At 71.4% G+C, this 13469-nt stretch carries 15 protein-coding genes and 1 pseudogene; 5 read left to right on the forward strand and 11 right to left on the reverse strand.

What is annotated here, in order from left to right; genetic code table 11:
* On the reverse strand, positions 1-442 hold a 442-nt coding region (locus ACFUJR_RS36525; protein ID WP_383451172.1), incomplete at its 3' end, for a hypothetical protein.
* Between the two features lie 172 nt (positions 443-614).
* Between ACFUJR_RS36525 and sph the strand changes: the two genes are divergently transcribed.
* A complete protein-coding gene (gene sph, locus ACFUJR_RS36530) occupies positions 615-1589 on the forward strand; it encodes a sphingomyelin phosphodiesterase (RefSeq protein WP_383181667.1) in 975 nt (324 codons plus the stop codon).
* 94 nt (positions 1590-1683) lie between these two features.
* Here the strand turns inward: sph and ACFUJR_RS36535 are convergent, their stop codons facing one another.
* Both ACFUJR_RS36535 and ACFUJR_RS36540 read right to left on the reverse strand, forming a co-directional pair.
* Positions 1684-2172, reverse strand: a complete 489-nt coding sequence (locus ACFUJR_RS36535) for a hypothetical protein (RefSeq protein WP_383178460.1) — start codon at positions 2170-2172, stop codon at positions 1684-1686.
* A 104-nt stretch (positions 2173-2276) separates the two neighbouring features.
* Entirely contained in the window at positions 2277-2759 is a 483-nt protein-coding gene (locus ACFUJR_RS36540) for a macro domain-containing protein (protein ID WP_383178463.1), read from the reverse strand.
* Between the two features lie 122 nt (positions 2760-2881).
* Here ACFUJR_RS36540 and ACFUJR_RS36545 point away from each other — a divergent pair, with 122 nt between their 5' ends.
* Positions 2882-3688, forward strand: a complete 807-nt coding sequence (locus tag ACFUJR_RS36545; protein ID WP_383178465.1) for a MerR family transcriptional regulator — start codon at positions 2882-2884, stop codon at positions 3686-3688.
* 115 nt (positions 3689-3803) lie between these two features.
* On the opposite strand, the gene ACFUJR_RS36550 is transcribed toward ACFUJR_RS36545, so the two are convergent.
* From ACFUJR_RS36550 to ACFUJR_RS36565, 4 genes are read right to left on the reverse strand one after another with little or no spacing between them, the layout of a single operon-like run.
* Positions 3804-5978: a 3-hydroxyacyl-CoA dehydrogenase NAD-binding domain-containing protein gene (locus ACFUJR_RS36550; RefSeq protein ID WP_383178468.1), complete on the reverse strand. Its 2175-nt coding sequence runs from the start codon at positions 5976-5978 to the stop codon at positions 3804-3806.
* A gap of 48 nt (positions 5979-6026) precedes the next feature.
* Complete coding sequence (locus ACFUJR_RS36555) at positions 6027-7244, reverse strand: acetyl-CoA C-acetyltransferase (protein WP_383178471.1); 1218 nt, start codon at positions 7242-7244, stop codon at positions 6027-6029.
* A gap of 45 nt (positions 7245-7289) precedes the next feature.
* Positions 7290-8432: an acyl-CoA dehydrogenase family protein gene (locus ACFUJR_RS36560; protein WP_383178474.1), complete on the reverse strand. Its 1143-nt coding sequence runs from the start codon at positions 8430-8432 to the stop codon at positions 7290-7292.
* Positions 8429-9586 carry a CaiB/BaiF CoA transferase family protein gene (locus ACFUJR_RS36565; protein WP_383178477.1) on the reverse strand — a complete coding sequence of 386 codons (1158 nt, stop codon included), beginning with the start codon at positions 9584-9586 and terminating at the stop codon, positions 8429-8431. The genes ACFUJR_RS36560 and ACFUJR_RS36565 overlap by 4 nt, the downstream gene beginning before the upstream one ends.
* A gap of 147 nt (positions 9587-9733) precedes the next feature.
* Between ACFUJR_RS36565 and ACFUJR_RS36570 the strand changes: the two genes are divergently transcribed.
* Both ACFUJR_RS36570 and ACFUJR_RS36575 read left to right on the forward strand, forming a co-directional pair.
* Positions 9734-10228 (forward strand): hypothetical protein, encoded by a 495-nt coding sequence (locus tag ACFUJR_RS36570; protein WP_383178480.1) that lies wholly within the window; start codon positions 9734-9736, stop codon positions 10226-10228.
* A 70-nt stretch (positions 10229-10298) separates the two neighbouring features.
* Complete coding sequence (locus ACFUJR_RS36575) at positions 10299-11504, forward strand: saccharopine dehydrogenase family protein (protein WP_383178483.1); 1206 nt, start codon at positions 10299-10301, stop codon at positions 11502-11504.
* A 154-nt stretch (positions 11505-11658) separates the two neighbouring features.
* On the opposite strand, the gene ACFUJR_RS36580 is transcribed toward ACFUJR_RS36575, so the two are convergent.
* The 3 genes from ACFUJR_RS36580 to ACFUJR_RS36590 form a co-directional block, all read right to left on the reverse strand.
* Complete coding sequence (locus ACFUJR_RS36580; protein WP_383178486.1) at positions 11659-12033, reverse strand: VOC family protein; 375 nt, start codon at positions 12031-12033, stop codon at positions 11659-11661.
* Positions 12030-12164, reverse strand: coding sequence for a morphogenic membrane protein MmpA (mmpA, locus tag ACFUJR_RS36585; RefSeq protein WP_383178489.1), 135 nt, complete (start codon positions 12162-12164; stop codon positions 12030-12032). The genes ACFUJR_RS36580 and mmpA overlap by 4 nt, the downstream gene beginning before the upstream one ends.
* Positions 12165-12233: 69 nt before the next feature.
* The gene (locus tag ACFUJR_RS36590; protein ID WP_383178491.1) at positions 12234-12929 is read right to left on the reverse strand and encodes an endonuclease V; all 696 of its coding nucleotides are present in this window, start codon (positions 12927-12929) and stop codon (positions 12234-12236) included.
* Positions 12930-13030: 101 nt separating this feature from the next.
* Between ACFUJR_RS36590 and ACFUJR_RS36595 the strand changes: the two genes are divergently transcribed.
* Positions 13031-13330 carry a YciI family protein gene (locus ACFUJR_RS36595; RefSeq protein WP_383178494.1) on the forward strand — a complete coding sequence of 100 codons (300 nt, stop codon included), beginning with the start codon at positions 13031-13033 and terminating at the stop codon, positions 13328-13330.
* Here the strand turns inward: ACFUJR_RS36595 and ACFUJR_RS36600 are convergent.
* A pseudogene (locus ACFUJR_RS36600) lies at positions 13327-13469 on the reverse strand (IS630 family transposase); the annotation flags it as partial. The gene ACFUJR_RS36595 and the pseudogene ACFUJR_RS36600 sit on opposite strands and share 4 nt — an antisense overlap.

Here is a 13469-nt window from a genome sequence, read left to right on the forward strand (position 1 = left end):
GGGCACTGGCCCAGGCGTCGATGTCGGCGGATAGCTCGTGCTCGGCGGCGGTGCGCTCGCCGGCGATGCGCTCGGCGCCGGCGGCGAGGATGGCCTCGCGCTCGCGGATGCCCTCGGCACGGGCGGCGGCGATGGCGGCCGCACCCTCCTCGGTGGCCTGGGAGCGGATGCGGGCCGCCTCGTGGCGGGCCTCGGCCAGCTCGGCCTCGTACTGCTCGCGGATCTGCGTGGCCTCGGCGCGCAGGTCGTCGGCGCGCTCGGTGCCGCCGGCGATGGCGTCCTCGCGCTGGGCGAGGGTGCGGTTGATCTTCGGCAGGATGCCCTTCGCCAGGATCAGGAAGGTGAGGGCGAACAGGACCACGCCGAGGATGAGCTCAGCCGTGACCGGGTTGAGCGGACCAAGGTCCATGTCGAAGATCGTCGAATTCTGCGCGAGGGTCATGCGCGCATGATACCCGCTCGGACATGGGGCTCTTTCCCCGGTGGCCGGCCCCGGAATGTTCATGCTGACATGACCACGCAAGATTCCCGGCACCCAATGGCTACCGCAAGGTAACTACGGCTGATTTGATGTGCGGCGCCGCTCCAACCCCCCACCTACAGAGGGAGTTTCCGTGCCGCTCGCCGCACACCGTCGTGCCTCCGGCGTCGCCCTGTCACTGGCGCTCGCCGCCGCGACCCTGGCCTCGGCAGCGCCGTCGGCCTCGGCCGCCGAGGCCCCGCGCCTGAAGGTGCTCAGCTACAACGCCTTCCTCTTCAGCAAGACGCTCTACCCGAACTGGGGCCAGGACCACCGGGCCAAGGCGATACCCGCCGCCTCCTTCTACCAGGGCCACGACGTCGTCGTGATCCAGGAGGCCTTCGACAACTCCTCCTCGGACGCGCTCAAGGCGAACTCGGCCGCCCAGTACCCGTACCAGACCCCGGTCATGGGTCGCAGCAAGTCGGGCTGGGACGCGACCAGCGGGGCCTACTCGGCCACGACGCCGGAGGACGGCGGCGTGACGATCCTCAGCAAGTGGCCGATCGTCCGCAAGGAGCAGTACGTCTACAAGGACGCCTGCGGCGCGGACTGGTTCTCGAACAAGGGCTTCGTCTACACCGTCCTCGACGTGAACGGCACCAAGGTCCACGTCGTCGGCACCCACGCCCAGTCCACGGACCCGGGCTGCTCGGCGGGTGAGGCGGCGCAGATGCGCAGCCGGCAGTTCAAGGCGATGGACGCGTTCCTCGACGGCAAGAACATCCCGGCGAACGAGCAGGTCATCGTGGCCGGCGACATGAACGTCGACTCCCGGACGCCCGAGTACGGGACGATGCTCAGCGACGCGGGCCTGGCCGGGGCGGACGTCCGCACGGGTCACCCGTACTCCTTCGACACCGAGCTGAACTCGATCGCCTCCGAGCGCTACCCGGACGACCCGCGCGAGGACCTCGACCACGTCCTGTACCGCTCGGGCAACGCGCGCCCGGCGAACTGGACGAACAACGTGGTCCTGGAGGAGAGCGCGCCCTGGACGGTCTCCAGCTGGGGCACGCGCTACACGTACACGAACCTGAGCGACCACTACCCGGTCACCGCGTTCTGAACGCCCTGACCCGCTCCCCCTCGGCCCGCCGCGCCTCCGGGCGCCGGCGGGCCGAGTGCGTCCCCTCCGCGACCAGAGGCCCGGCGCACTGCCGCTAGTACCCGTACATACCGAACCGGGAGTAGACCCAGAGCCCCACGATCCCGACGACACAGAGCACCACCACCCAGGAGCCGAGGCTCGTGTGGCGTCTCCTGGCCGGGCGGGCGGGCTTGGCCGGGCGCCCGGCGCGGCGCGGGCGTTCGGAGCGGGCCGGGCGCCCGGCGCGCGCCCGGGAAGGGGCCGGCGAGTCCGCCGCGGCGACATCGGCGAGCAGACGGCGGCAGACCGCGGCGAGCTCCGCCGTCCCGGCGGAGAGGTCGACCACGATCTCCGAGCGGGCCGGCGCCGTGGTGCCACCGTCCAGGAGGCGCCCGGCGCGGAGCCGGGCCTGGTTCCTGCCACCGGTCGGGGCCAGGCTGATCCAGCGCCCCACGTGCTCGCCCCGGATCACGACCCCACCACCCCGCTCCCGGTACACGGTGTGTTCACGCCACAGGACTCCGGCCAACTCCGCGGCCGTCTCCCTGAGTTCCGTGTACATGCCCCTCCCCAGTCACCCATCCCCGAATTCGAACAAGCACGTGACTCTAGCGGCAGGTACACACCAGACCGCGCGTGGGTCGGACGGTGTACCCGTACGCCCGCCTACGCGTGGAAGTCGTACACGGTGACCGGTATCCCCCGCGCCGTGAGCCGCTCGGCTATCAGCGGCTCGACCCGTGACCACTTCCCACCGGCCAGCCCGCAGCCGATCCGGGGCATGTGCACGGAGGCCCCGCACTCCTCCGCCTTCCCGGCGAGCAGGCCGAGCGCAGCGTCGATCGCCTCGTACCGCACGGGCGCTCCCGTGCTCCGGCCGGTCCTCGTGCCGCGCTGGCCGACCAGGTTGGCCACCCAGACGTACGGCCCGACCTGCACGAACTGGGCCGCGCCCAGCGCGAAGTCGTTCTTCGCGCGCTCCCGGTGCCAGCGGCGATAGGCCGCCTCCGGCTCCGGCCAGCGACGCGACAGCGCCAGCACGAACCCCTTGCCCCATCCGCCCAGGTCGTTGCAGACATGCGCGATGATCTTGACGCCCTTGCCCTGCGGCGCGGTGGCGTCCCCCCGTACATACGTGATCCCCGACATGTGTTCACCGTAGGGGCCACCACTGACATCTGCCACACGCTTTTACATCACTGGTGAGACAGCAATACTGTTGTACCGAGGGACGGCACGTCAGGCACGGCACCGGAAGCGAGGCACCTCAGATGGCCACCGAGACCGAGGCGCAGCCCGAGCAGCCTGGGCAGCCCGGGCAAGGGCCGACGTTCACCGTCGACGAGCTGGCCGCCCGGGCCGGGGTCACCGTGCGGACCGTCCGCTTCTACAGCACCAAGGGGCTGCTGCCGCCGCCCGCCATCGGTCCGCGCCGCGTCGGACACTACGGGCCGGGGCATCTGTCCCGCCTGGCCCTGATCGAAGAGCTCCAGCGACAGGGGATGACGCTCGCGGCCATCGAACGGTATCTGCACCAGCTGCCGCCCGACCTCAGTGAACGGGACCTGGCCGTCCACCGGGCCCTGATCGCCGCCTGGGCGCCCGAGTCCGCCGAGGAGATCACCCGGCGCGAGCTGGAGCGGCGCGCCGGACGAGCGCTCACCGACGAGGACGTCGACCGCCTCGCGGCCATGGGGGTCCTGGACGATGGCGCCGACCCCGACGTCTTCCGCCTCGACGCCTCTCTGCTGCGGCTCGGCGTCGAGCTGCTCGACGTGCCCATCGCCCACGAGACGATCCTCGCGTCCCGCACGGTCCTGCTGGAGCACGCGCGCGTGGCGGCCCAGGAGTTGTCCCGCCTCTTCCGGGAGGAGGTCTGGAACCCGTACCGGGAGCGGGCCGAGGACCCGGACCACCTCGCCGCGATGAAGTCGCTCTCCGCGCACATGCAGCCGATGGTGATCCAGGCCCTCGTGACGGCCTTCCAGCGATCCCTTCGGGAGGAGCTGCGGGCGGCGTTCGGCACGGAGACCGGTACGGGGGCGGACACCGGCACGCCCGCCGCCGCGGACGACTAGCCGACGACCGGCCGAGCAGCTTCCGCTCGGTTCCCGGGTCGGGCCAGGCGGCCCCGGCACACCCCGATCGGACGATCGGTCCGATGCGCCCGGGCCGCTCAGCGGTGCGCGGACGTCACGCGTCCGTGAACACCTCGCCCCGCTCCGCCTTCTCCACCAGCAGCGCCGGCGGCTGGAAGCGCTCGCCGTACGTCTCCGCCAGCTCACGCGCGCGTGCCACGAAGCCGGGCAGCCCACCCTCGTAACCGTTGATGTACTGGAGCACACCACCGGTCCAGGCCGGGAAGCCGATGCCCATGATGGAGCCGATGTTCGCGTCCGCGACCGAGGTCAGGACGTTCTCCTCCAGGCAGCGGACCGAGTCCAGCGCCTCGGAGAAGAGCATCCGCTCCTTCATGTCCTCGAAGGGGATGTGGACGTCGGGCCGGGTGAAGTGCTCACGGAGTCCGGGCCAGAGGCCGACCCGCCCGCCGGTCTCGTCGTACGCGTAGAAGCCCGCGCCCCCGCTCCGTCCCGTGCGCCCGAACTCGTCGACCAGCCGGTCGATCACCGCGTCCGCGGGGTGCCCGGCCCACGTGCCGCCGGCCTCCTCGATCGCGCGCCGCGTCTCGTTCCGGATCTTCCTCGGCAGGGTGAGGGTCAGCTCGTCCATCAGGGAGAGCACCTTCGCCGGGTAGCCGGCCTGCGCGGCCGCCTGCTCGACCGAGGCGGGGTCGGCACCCTCGCCGACCATCGCCACGCCCTCGTTGATGAACTGACCGATCACCCGGGAGGTGAAGAAGCCGCGTGAGTCGTTGACGACGATCGGGGTCTTCTTGATCTGCCGTACCAGGTCGAAGGCGCGGGCCAGCGCCTCGTCGCCGGTGCGCTCGCCCTTGATGATCTCCACCAGCGGCATCTTGTCGACCGGCGAGAAGAAGTGCAGTCCGATGAAGTCGACCGGGCGGGACACGCCCTCGGCGAGCACGGTGATCGGCAGGGTGGAGGTGTTGGAGCAGAGCAGCGCGTCGGGCTCGACGACGTCCTGGATCTCCTCGAAGACCTTGTGCTTGAGCGCGGTGTCCTCGAAGACGGCCTCGATCACGGCGTCACAGCCGGCCAGGTCGGCCGGGTCGGCGGTCGGTGTGATCCGGGCGAGCAGCTCGTCCGCCTTCTGCTGGGTGGTCCGCCCACGGGAGACGGCCTTGGCGCACAGCTTCTCGGAGTAGCCCTTGCCCTTGGCCGCCGCCTCCGCCGTGACGTCCTTGAGGACGACCTCGATGCCCGCGCGGGCGCAGGAGTACGCGATGCCGGCGCCCATCATGCCCGCGCCGAGCACGGCGACCTTGCGGACGGGGCGCGGCTCGATGCCCTGGGGGCGGTTGGCGCCGGAGTTGACGGCCTGGAGGTCGAAGAAGAAGGCCTGGATCATGTTCTTCGCCGTCTGGCCGGTGACCAGCTCGGTGAAGTAGCGGGCCTCGATGGTCAGCGCGGTCTCGAAGTCGACCTGGGAGCCTTCGACGGCGCAGGCGAGGATGTTGCGCGGAGCCGGGTAGGGCGCACCGTTCAGCTGCTTCTTCAGATTGGCCGGGAAGGCCGGCAGGTTGGCGGCGAACCGCGGGTTCGACGGCGTCCCACCGGGGATCTTGTAGCCCTTGACGTCCCAGGGCTGCTGCGACTCGGGGTGCGTGTCGATGAACGCGCGCGCCTTGGCGAGCATCTCCTCGGGGGTGGCGGCCACCTCGTGGATCAGGCCGTTCTCCAGGGCTCGCCGCGGGGAGTACTGGGTGCCCTGGAGCAGCACCTTCAGCAGAGCGTCGGCGATGCCCATGAGCCGTACGGTACGGGTGACGCCGCCGCCCGCCGGGAGGAGACCGAGCGTGACCTCGGGCAGGCCGATCTTGGAGCCGGGGGCGTCGAGCGCCACGCGGTGGTGCGAGGCGAGGGCGATCTCGTAACCGCCGCCCAGCGCGGCCCCGTTGATGGCCGCGACGACGGGCTTGCCGAGCGTCTCGATCCGGCGAAGCGAGCGCTTGATCTCGGTGCCGGTGTCGAAGGCGATCTGTGCGTCCTCGGGGCGCAGCCGGATCATGTCCTTGAGGTCGCCGCCCGCGAAGAAGGTCTTCTTCGCGGAGGTGTAGATGATGCCGCGGATGGAGTCCTTCTCGGCCTCGGCGCGGTCGGCGATCGCCGCGATCGAGTCCTTGAACGCCTGGTTCATGGTGTTCGCGGACTGGTTCGGGTCGTCGAGGACGAGGGTGACGACGCCGGACTCGTCCTGCTCCCAGCGGATGGTGGTGCTCTGGCTCATTGCTGCTTCTCCGTAAGGCTGGTGAAGGCTGGTGGGAGGGAGGGACGGTCAGACGCGCTCGACGATGGTGGCGATGCCCATGCCGCCGCCGACGCACAGCGTGGCGAGGCCGTAGCGCTTGTCCTGGCGCTCCAGCTCGTCGACGAGGGTGCCGAGGATCATCGCGCCGGTCGCGCCGAGCGGGTGGCCGAGCGCGATCGCGCCACCGTTGACGTTGACCTTGTCCAGGCTGATGCCCATGTCCTTGACGAAGCGGAGCACGACGCCCGCGAAGGCCTCGTTGATCTCGACCAGGTCGATGTCGTCCATCGTGAGGCCCGCCCTGGCGAGCGCCTTGCGGGTGGCGGGCGCGGGGCCGGTGAGCATGATGGTCGGCTCGGAGCCGGAGACGGCGGCGGCGACGATGCGGGCGCGCGGGGTCAGCCCGTACCGCTCGCCGACGTCCTTGGAGCCGATCGCGACGAGCGAGGCGCCGTCGACGATGCCGGAGGAGTTGCCCGCGTGGTGGACGTGGTCGATCTTCTCCACCCAGTGGTACTTCTGCAGTGCGACCGCGTCGAAGCCGCCCATGTCGCCGATGGCGGCGAAGGAGGGCTTGAGGGCGGCGAGCGAGTCGGCGGTGGTGCCGGGGCGCATGAACTCGTCGTGGTCGAGGACGAGCAGGCCGCTGTGACGATCCCTGACGGGGACGACGGATCGGTCGAAGCGGCCGTCCTTCCAGGCGGCCGCGGCGCGCTCCTGGGAGAGCGCCGCGTACTCGTCGACGTCGCGGCGGGAGAAGCCCTCGATGGTGGCGATGAGGTCGGCGCCGATGCCCTGGGGCACGAAGCCGGTCTCGTAGTTGGTCATCGGGTCGGCGAACCACGCACCGCCGTCGGAGGCCATCGGGACGCGGGACATGGACTCGACGCCACCGGCGAGAACGAGGTCCTCCCAGCCCGAGCGGACCTTCATCGCGGCCATGTTCACGGCTTCGAGACCGGAGGCACAGAAGCGGTTCTCCTGGACGCCGGCGACGGTGTCGGGCAGGCCCGCGGCGATGGCGGCGATCCGGGCGATGTCGGAGCCCTGGTCGCCGACCGGCCCGACGACACCGAGCACGATGTCGTCGATCGCGGCCGGGTCGAGTCCGGGGAAGCGGGCCCGGATCTCGTGGATGAGTCCGACGACCAGGTCGATGGGCTTGGTGCCGTGCAGGGCGCCGTTGGCCTTGCCGCGGCCGCGCGGGGTGCGGATCGCGTCGTACACATACGCTTCGGTGCTCACGAGAAGCCTTTCAACGATTCAGCGATGAGGGTCGGGAGAGAGGGGTCAGCCCAGCAGGGAACGTCCGATGATCTCCTTCATGATCTCGGTCGTCCCGCCGTAGATGGTCTGGATGCGGCCGTCGGTGAACGCACGGGCGACCGGGAATTCGGCCATGTAGCCGTATCCCCCGTGCAGTTGCAGACAACGGTCCGCGACCCGCTTCTGCAGCTCGGTGGCCCACCACTTGGCCATGGAGGCGTGGACCGCGTCGAGTTCCCCGTTCGAGTGATCGGCGATGCACCGGTCGAGGAACGTCCGGGTGACGGCACACTCGGTCGCCATCTCCGCGATCTCGAAGCGGATGTGCTGGAGCTTGGCAAGCGGGCGTCCGAATGCCTCGCGCTCCTTCACGTAGCGCGTGGTGATCTCCAGGAGGTGTTCGGCGGCGGCGATGCCGGCCACGGCGATGGCCATCCGCTCCTGGGCGAGATTGGTCATGAGGTGGACGAAGGCGCCGTCGAGCTCGCCGAGGAGGTTCTCCTTGGGGACCCGGACGTCGTGGAAGAACAGCTCGGCGGTGTCCTGGGACTTCTGGCCGATCTTGTCGAGGTTCCGGCCGCGCTCGAACCCGTCCATGCCCCGCTCGACGACCAGCAGCGAGAGGCCGTGCGCGCCGCCCTCGGGGGTGGTCTTCGCGACGACGATCACCAGGTCGGCGAGGATGCCGTTGGAGATGAAGGTCTTGGAACCGTTGAGCACCCAGTGGTCGCCGCGGTCCTCGGCGCTGGTCCTGATCCCCTGGAGGTCGGAGCCGGCGCCGGGCTCGGTCATGGCGATGGCCGTGATCAGCTCTCCGGTGCAGAAGCCGGGAAGCCAGCGGCGCTTCTGCTCCTCGGTGGCGAGCGAGGTGAGATACGGGCCGATGATGTCGTTGTGCAGGCCGAGGGCCATGCCGGGCGCGCCGGCCCGGGTGAACTCCTCGGCGAGGACCGCGCTGTAGCGGAAGTCGGGGTTGCCCCCGCCGCCGTACTCCTCGTCGACGGCGAGACCGAGCAGCCCCTGCCGTCCGGCGGCGCGCCAGGCCTCGCGCGCGACGATGCCGTCCCTCTCCCACTGCTCGTAGTGGGGCAGCACCTCCTTGGCGAGGAAGGTGCGGACGGTCTCGCGGAACGCCTCGTGGTCGGCGGTGTAGAGCTGGCGCTTCATGCCTTCGGCTCCTTGGAGGTGAGGGAGGAGACGGCCCAGTCGCGGGCGACCTCGTCGGTGTCGGCGCCGGGCAGGGCGGGGCCGGTGCGAACGGTGCCGGGGGTGGCGGAGAAGCGGGGCGCGGGTGCGGGCTGGGTCTGGCCGGTGTGCTCGACGAAGGTGCCCCTGGCGGCGAGGTGCGGGTGCCCGGGGGCCTCGCGGAGCGAGAGGACCGGCGCCACGCAGGCGTCGGTCCCGTCGAAGACGTCCGCCCACTCGTCCCTCGTCCGGGTGCGGAAGCGTTCCGCGACGGCTGTACGCAGCTCGGCCCAGCGTCCGAAGTCCCGGCGGGCGGGGGCGAGGTCCTCGATGCCGAGGAGGCGTACGAACTCGTCGTAGAACTGCTGCTCCAGGGCTCCGACAGCCATGTACCGCCCGTCGGAGGTCTCGTAGGTGCCGTAGAAGGGGCAGCCGCCGTCCAGCAGGTTGACACCGCGCCGGTCCTGCCAGCCGCCGGATGCCAGCATGCCGTGGATCATGGTCGCGAGGTGGGCGGCGCCGTCGACGATGGCCGCGTCGACGACCTGCCCCTCGCCGTGCGCGCGGGCGTGCTGGAGCGCGGCGAGGACGCCGACGACGAGATAGAGCGAGCCGCCCGCGTAGTCGCCGACGAGATTGGCCGGGACGGTGGGCGGGCCCTCCGGGTCGGGGCCGATCATGCCGAGGGTGCCGGTGATCGCGAGGTACGCGATGTCGTGCCCTGCGGTCGTGGCGAGCGGCCCGTCCTGTCCCCAGCCGGTCATCCGGCCGTAGACGACCTTCGGGTTGCGGGCGAGGCAGGCGTCGGGGCCCACACCGAGACGCTCGGCGACTCCGGGCCGGTAGCCCTCGATCAGGATGTCGGCCCGTTCGACCAGGTCGAGGACGGTCGCGGGGCCGCCCTCGGCCTTGAGGTCCACGAGGACGGAGCGCTTGTTGCGGTTGGTGAGGTCGTACGCGGGGTCGATGCCGAGCCCCGAGCCGCCGGGCCGGTCGATCCGTACGACGTCGGCGCCGAGGTCGCCGAGGAGCATGGCCGCGAACGGCCCCGGGCCGATTCCCGCCAGCTCCACCACACGCACCCCGGCGAGCGGCCCGCTCCGGGCGGTCCGGGTCGGTTCCGTCGACGCCGCCATCAAGCCCCCAGCTATGTGACACCAATGATGTAACACCAGTGATGCTAGGAACACGTTCCACTCCGCACAAGCCCCCCGGCCGAGCAAGCGCTTGGAAGTCGCGCCGGGGGGAGCGAGATCCTGATCTTGTGCCGGTAGGGTCCGGACATGCGTATATCCGGACGAGGACTGACCGCCCTGCTCGCCGCGCCGCTCGCGGCCGTGCTTCTGATCTCCTGCTCCTCGGCGGAGGAGCAGCCCGCAAGCCCCGCACCCGCCACGGCCACCGCGGCCCCGCTCGCGGACGGCTCGCGGGCGGAGGACGCTCCGGCCCCGGAGGACGGACCCCCGACCCCCGCGCCCGTGCGGGTCAGGGACGCCTTCGCGGGACTCCAGGCCACGCTCGACGGCAGCTGCGCCAACGACTGCGCCTACTTCCTCGGCCGCGTCCACGACGAGCTCGACCGGCTCGACGTCGCCATGAAGGCGGATCCGAAGGGTCCCGGTCACTTCCCCGAGCCGATCGCCTGGATCGAGAAGCTGCGGACCACGCTGGGCGGCGACCGCTCGTTCGCCAACCTGAAGAAGCACGAGACCCTGCTCCTCGGCACGCGGGACCGGATCAACACCTGGATGCAGGGCCACCCCGACGACTACCGCTGACGGACCCCGCGGAGGCTACCGCTAGGCTCCGCCGTCGCAGGGGAAGCCGTAGCTGAAGGCGAGGGGCTGGATGGAGACCGGGAACGGCACGGGACGGGACGCGGGGGAGCGGACGTACGACGTCATCCTCTTCGGCGCGACGGGGTTCGTCGGTGAGCTCACCGCGGAGTACCTGGCGGAGCACGCGCCGGCCGGGTGCCGGTGGGCGCTCGCCGGACGCAGCCGCGCCAAGCTGACCGCGCTGCGGGAGCGGCTGGCGGCGCGGTGGCCCCGGTGCGCGGAACTGCCGCTGGTGGTCGCGGACTCCGCGGACGCGGACGCGGTGCGCGCACTCGCCGCGTCCACGCGGGTGGTGGCCACCACCGTGGGTCCGTACGTCTGGTACGGCGAGGGCCTGGTGGCGGCGTGTGCGGAGGCCGGCACGGACTATGTGGACCTCACCGGCGAGACCGAGTTCGTCGACGAGATGTACGTGCGGTACGACGCGCGCGCCAGGGAGACGGGGGCGCGGATCGTGCACGCGTGCGGCTTCGACTCCGTACCGCACGACCTGGGCGTGTACTACACCGTCCAGCAACTGCCCAAGGACGTGCCCCTGCGGATCGACGGATTCGTACGCGCGGGCGCCGTCTTCTCGGGCGGTACGTTCGCTTCGGCCCTGACGGCGATGGGGCGCGGCCGGGAGATCCTGCGTGCCGCGCACGAACGACGCCTGCACGAGCCCCGGTTGGTGGGTCGTCGGGCACGTGCGCCGCTCGGTGGCCCGCGGTTCAGCCGGGAGACCGGCACCTGGGCGCTTCCGCTGCCGACCATCGACGCCCAGGTGGTGGAGCGTTCGGCACGGGCACTCGAGGCGTACGGCCCGGACTTCCGCTACCGGCACTACGCCTCGGTCAAGACCCTCCCGATGGCGCTCGGCGGCACCGCCGTGGTCGGTGCGGGCGTGGCGGCGGCCCAACTGGCGCCTGTGCGGCGCTGGCTGATGGACCGTTACGAGCCGGGGCAGGGTCCGAGCGCCGAGCGGCGGGCCCGTAGCTGGTTCTCGGTGCGCTTCGTCGGCGAGGGCGGCGGGCGCCGGGTCTTCACGGAGGTCTCGGGCGGCGACCCGGGGTACGGCGAGACGGCGAAGATCCTCGCCGAGTCGGCGCTCTGCCTCGCCCTGGACGACCTGCCGAAGACCTCGGGCCAGCTCACCACGGCCGTGGCGATGGGTGACGCCCTGCTCGGCCGGCTCCGCGAGGCCGGCATCCGCTTCCGGGTGGCGCACCGGGGCTGAACCCGGGGCGGGGCCGGTGGGCGGGGCCGCGGGGCCGGTGCGCGAGCTACGGGGCCGGGCTGCGGGATCGGTGCGCGGGGCCCGGTGCGCGGGCTACGGGGCCGGTGGGCGGGCTGCGGGGCCGGTGGGCGGGGGCTCCCGGGCGACGCCCGCCTCAGTGGCGTACGAGACAGAAGGGGTGGCCGGCCGGGTCCGCGTAGATCCGCCAGGCCCGGTCGCCGCCCCCGTCGTCGAGCAGCCACGCCCCGAGCTCGACGACCGCGTCATGCGCGGCCGCCAGATCGGCCACCCGGATGTCCAGATGGAACTGCTGCTCCGCCGCGCCCCAGACGGGCGGCCGGTGGTCCGCCACTCCCTGGAAGGCGAGCACCGGGGCCCCGGCGGCGTCGTGGAGCGTGGCCCAGGCGTCGCCGACCGCCCATTGGCCGTCGGGCCGGTTGATCTCACCGCCGAGCAAGTGCTGGTAGAACCGGGCCAGTTCCATGACATCGGTGCAGTCCAGGACGACGCACTGGAGCGTGCCGATCACGCCGTCACCCACGCGGCGACGACGTACACCATGGCGCAGAGCCACACCAGGGCGACGATGCCGGCGGTGGCGAGCATCGCGACCAGGCCGCGGTCGGCGGATTCCGGCGGGAGGGGTACGGGGCTTGTCATGGACCCCAGCCTGCCGTCCATGATCGTGCCCCGCCATCCGTACGCCTACTCAGTCGCCTACCCGGCCGCCTACTCAGCCCCCAGGGCGTCCCTCAGTGCGCGCCGGCAGAGGGAGTCGGCGTGGCGGGTGCTCTCGGGGATGCGGTAGCGCGGGGCGAGGAGCAGCGTGTGGGCGCAGGCGTTGGCGAGGGAGACCCGGTGCCCGACGGAGACGAAGACGGGTTTCACCCCGGCCTGGGTGCGCAGCGCACGGCCGACCTCCTCCTCACCGGCCATGAGCGGGCTGAAGTCGCCGCGTTCCGGGCCGGGTTGGTCATAGGCGAAGGTGAAGGGGTTCTTCGCGACGCCGATCGACGGACGCCCGGTCAGCACACCGAGGTGGCTGGCGAGACCGAAGCGGCGCGGGTGGGCGAGTCCGTATCCGTCGCAGACGAGCAGCCCCGGGTCGGCGGTCAGCGAGGCGAGCGCGGCGAGCACCGTCGGGATCTCGCGGAAGGCGAGCAGTCCGGGGACGTACGGGAACGACACCAGGCCGACCGCCGTCGCCTCCTCCACCACGTCGAGCGTCCGGGCGTCGAGGACGACGGCGGCGGCAGCGACGAGGTCGCGCTCGTCGTCGTACGCGACATCGAGCCCCGTCACATGTCCCGTGCCGGGCGCGGGTCCCGGCTCGTCGAGTACGAGCCGGGAGCGCAGCTCTCCCTGAACGGCGCGGGCCGCCGTCTCGTCGGTGGGCCAGCCCTCGGGAAGGTCGATGATCGTCATGATGACGGTCACCCTACGACGCTCGCCGGGCGCCCGGCGTCCCTCCGTCCGACAGACGAGCGTGCTCCCGCCGTTCACAGGCCGCCGGGTAGCCTGCGAGCATGTTCGTACTGGAATTGACCTATACCGCCCCTGTCGAGCGGGCGGACGCGCTGCTCGACGCGCACGTCGCGTGGCTCGACGCGCAGTACGCCGCCGGCGTGTTCATCGCCTCCGGGCGGAAGAACCCGCGCGACGGCGGCATCGTCCTCGCCTCCGGGGTCGACCGCGCGACGATCGAGAAGATCGTGGCGGCCGACCCGTTCACGGCCGAGGGCGTCTGCGCCTACCGGATCACCGAGTTCTACGCGACGAAGACGGCCGACGCACTCGCCGCCTACCGCGAGCAGCTGCCTTCCTAGTGTTCTGAGTCTGGAATTCTGTTCAGATAGCTGGCGAGGCGTTTAAGGATCTCGTCCGCAGTCTTGGTCCACACGTAAGGTTTCGGGTCGCTGTTCCACGTGGCGATCCAGTCGCGGATGTCCTTCTCCAGGGCCTGGA

Origin of the sequence: Streptomyces sp. NPDC057271, from assembly GCF_042668715.1 — a bacterium.
Classification (GTDB): domain Bacteria; phylum Actinomycetota; class Actinomycetes; order Streptomycetales; family Streptomycetaceae; genus Streptomyces.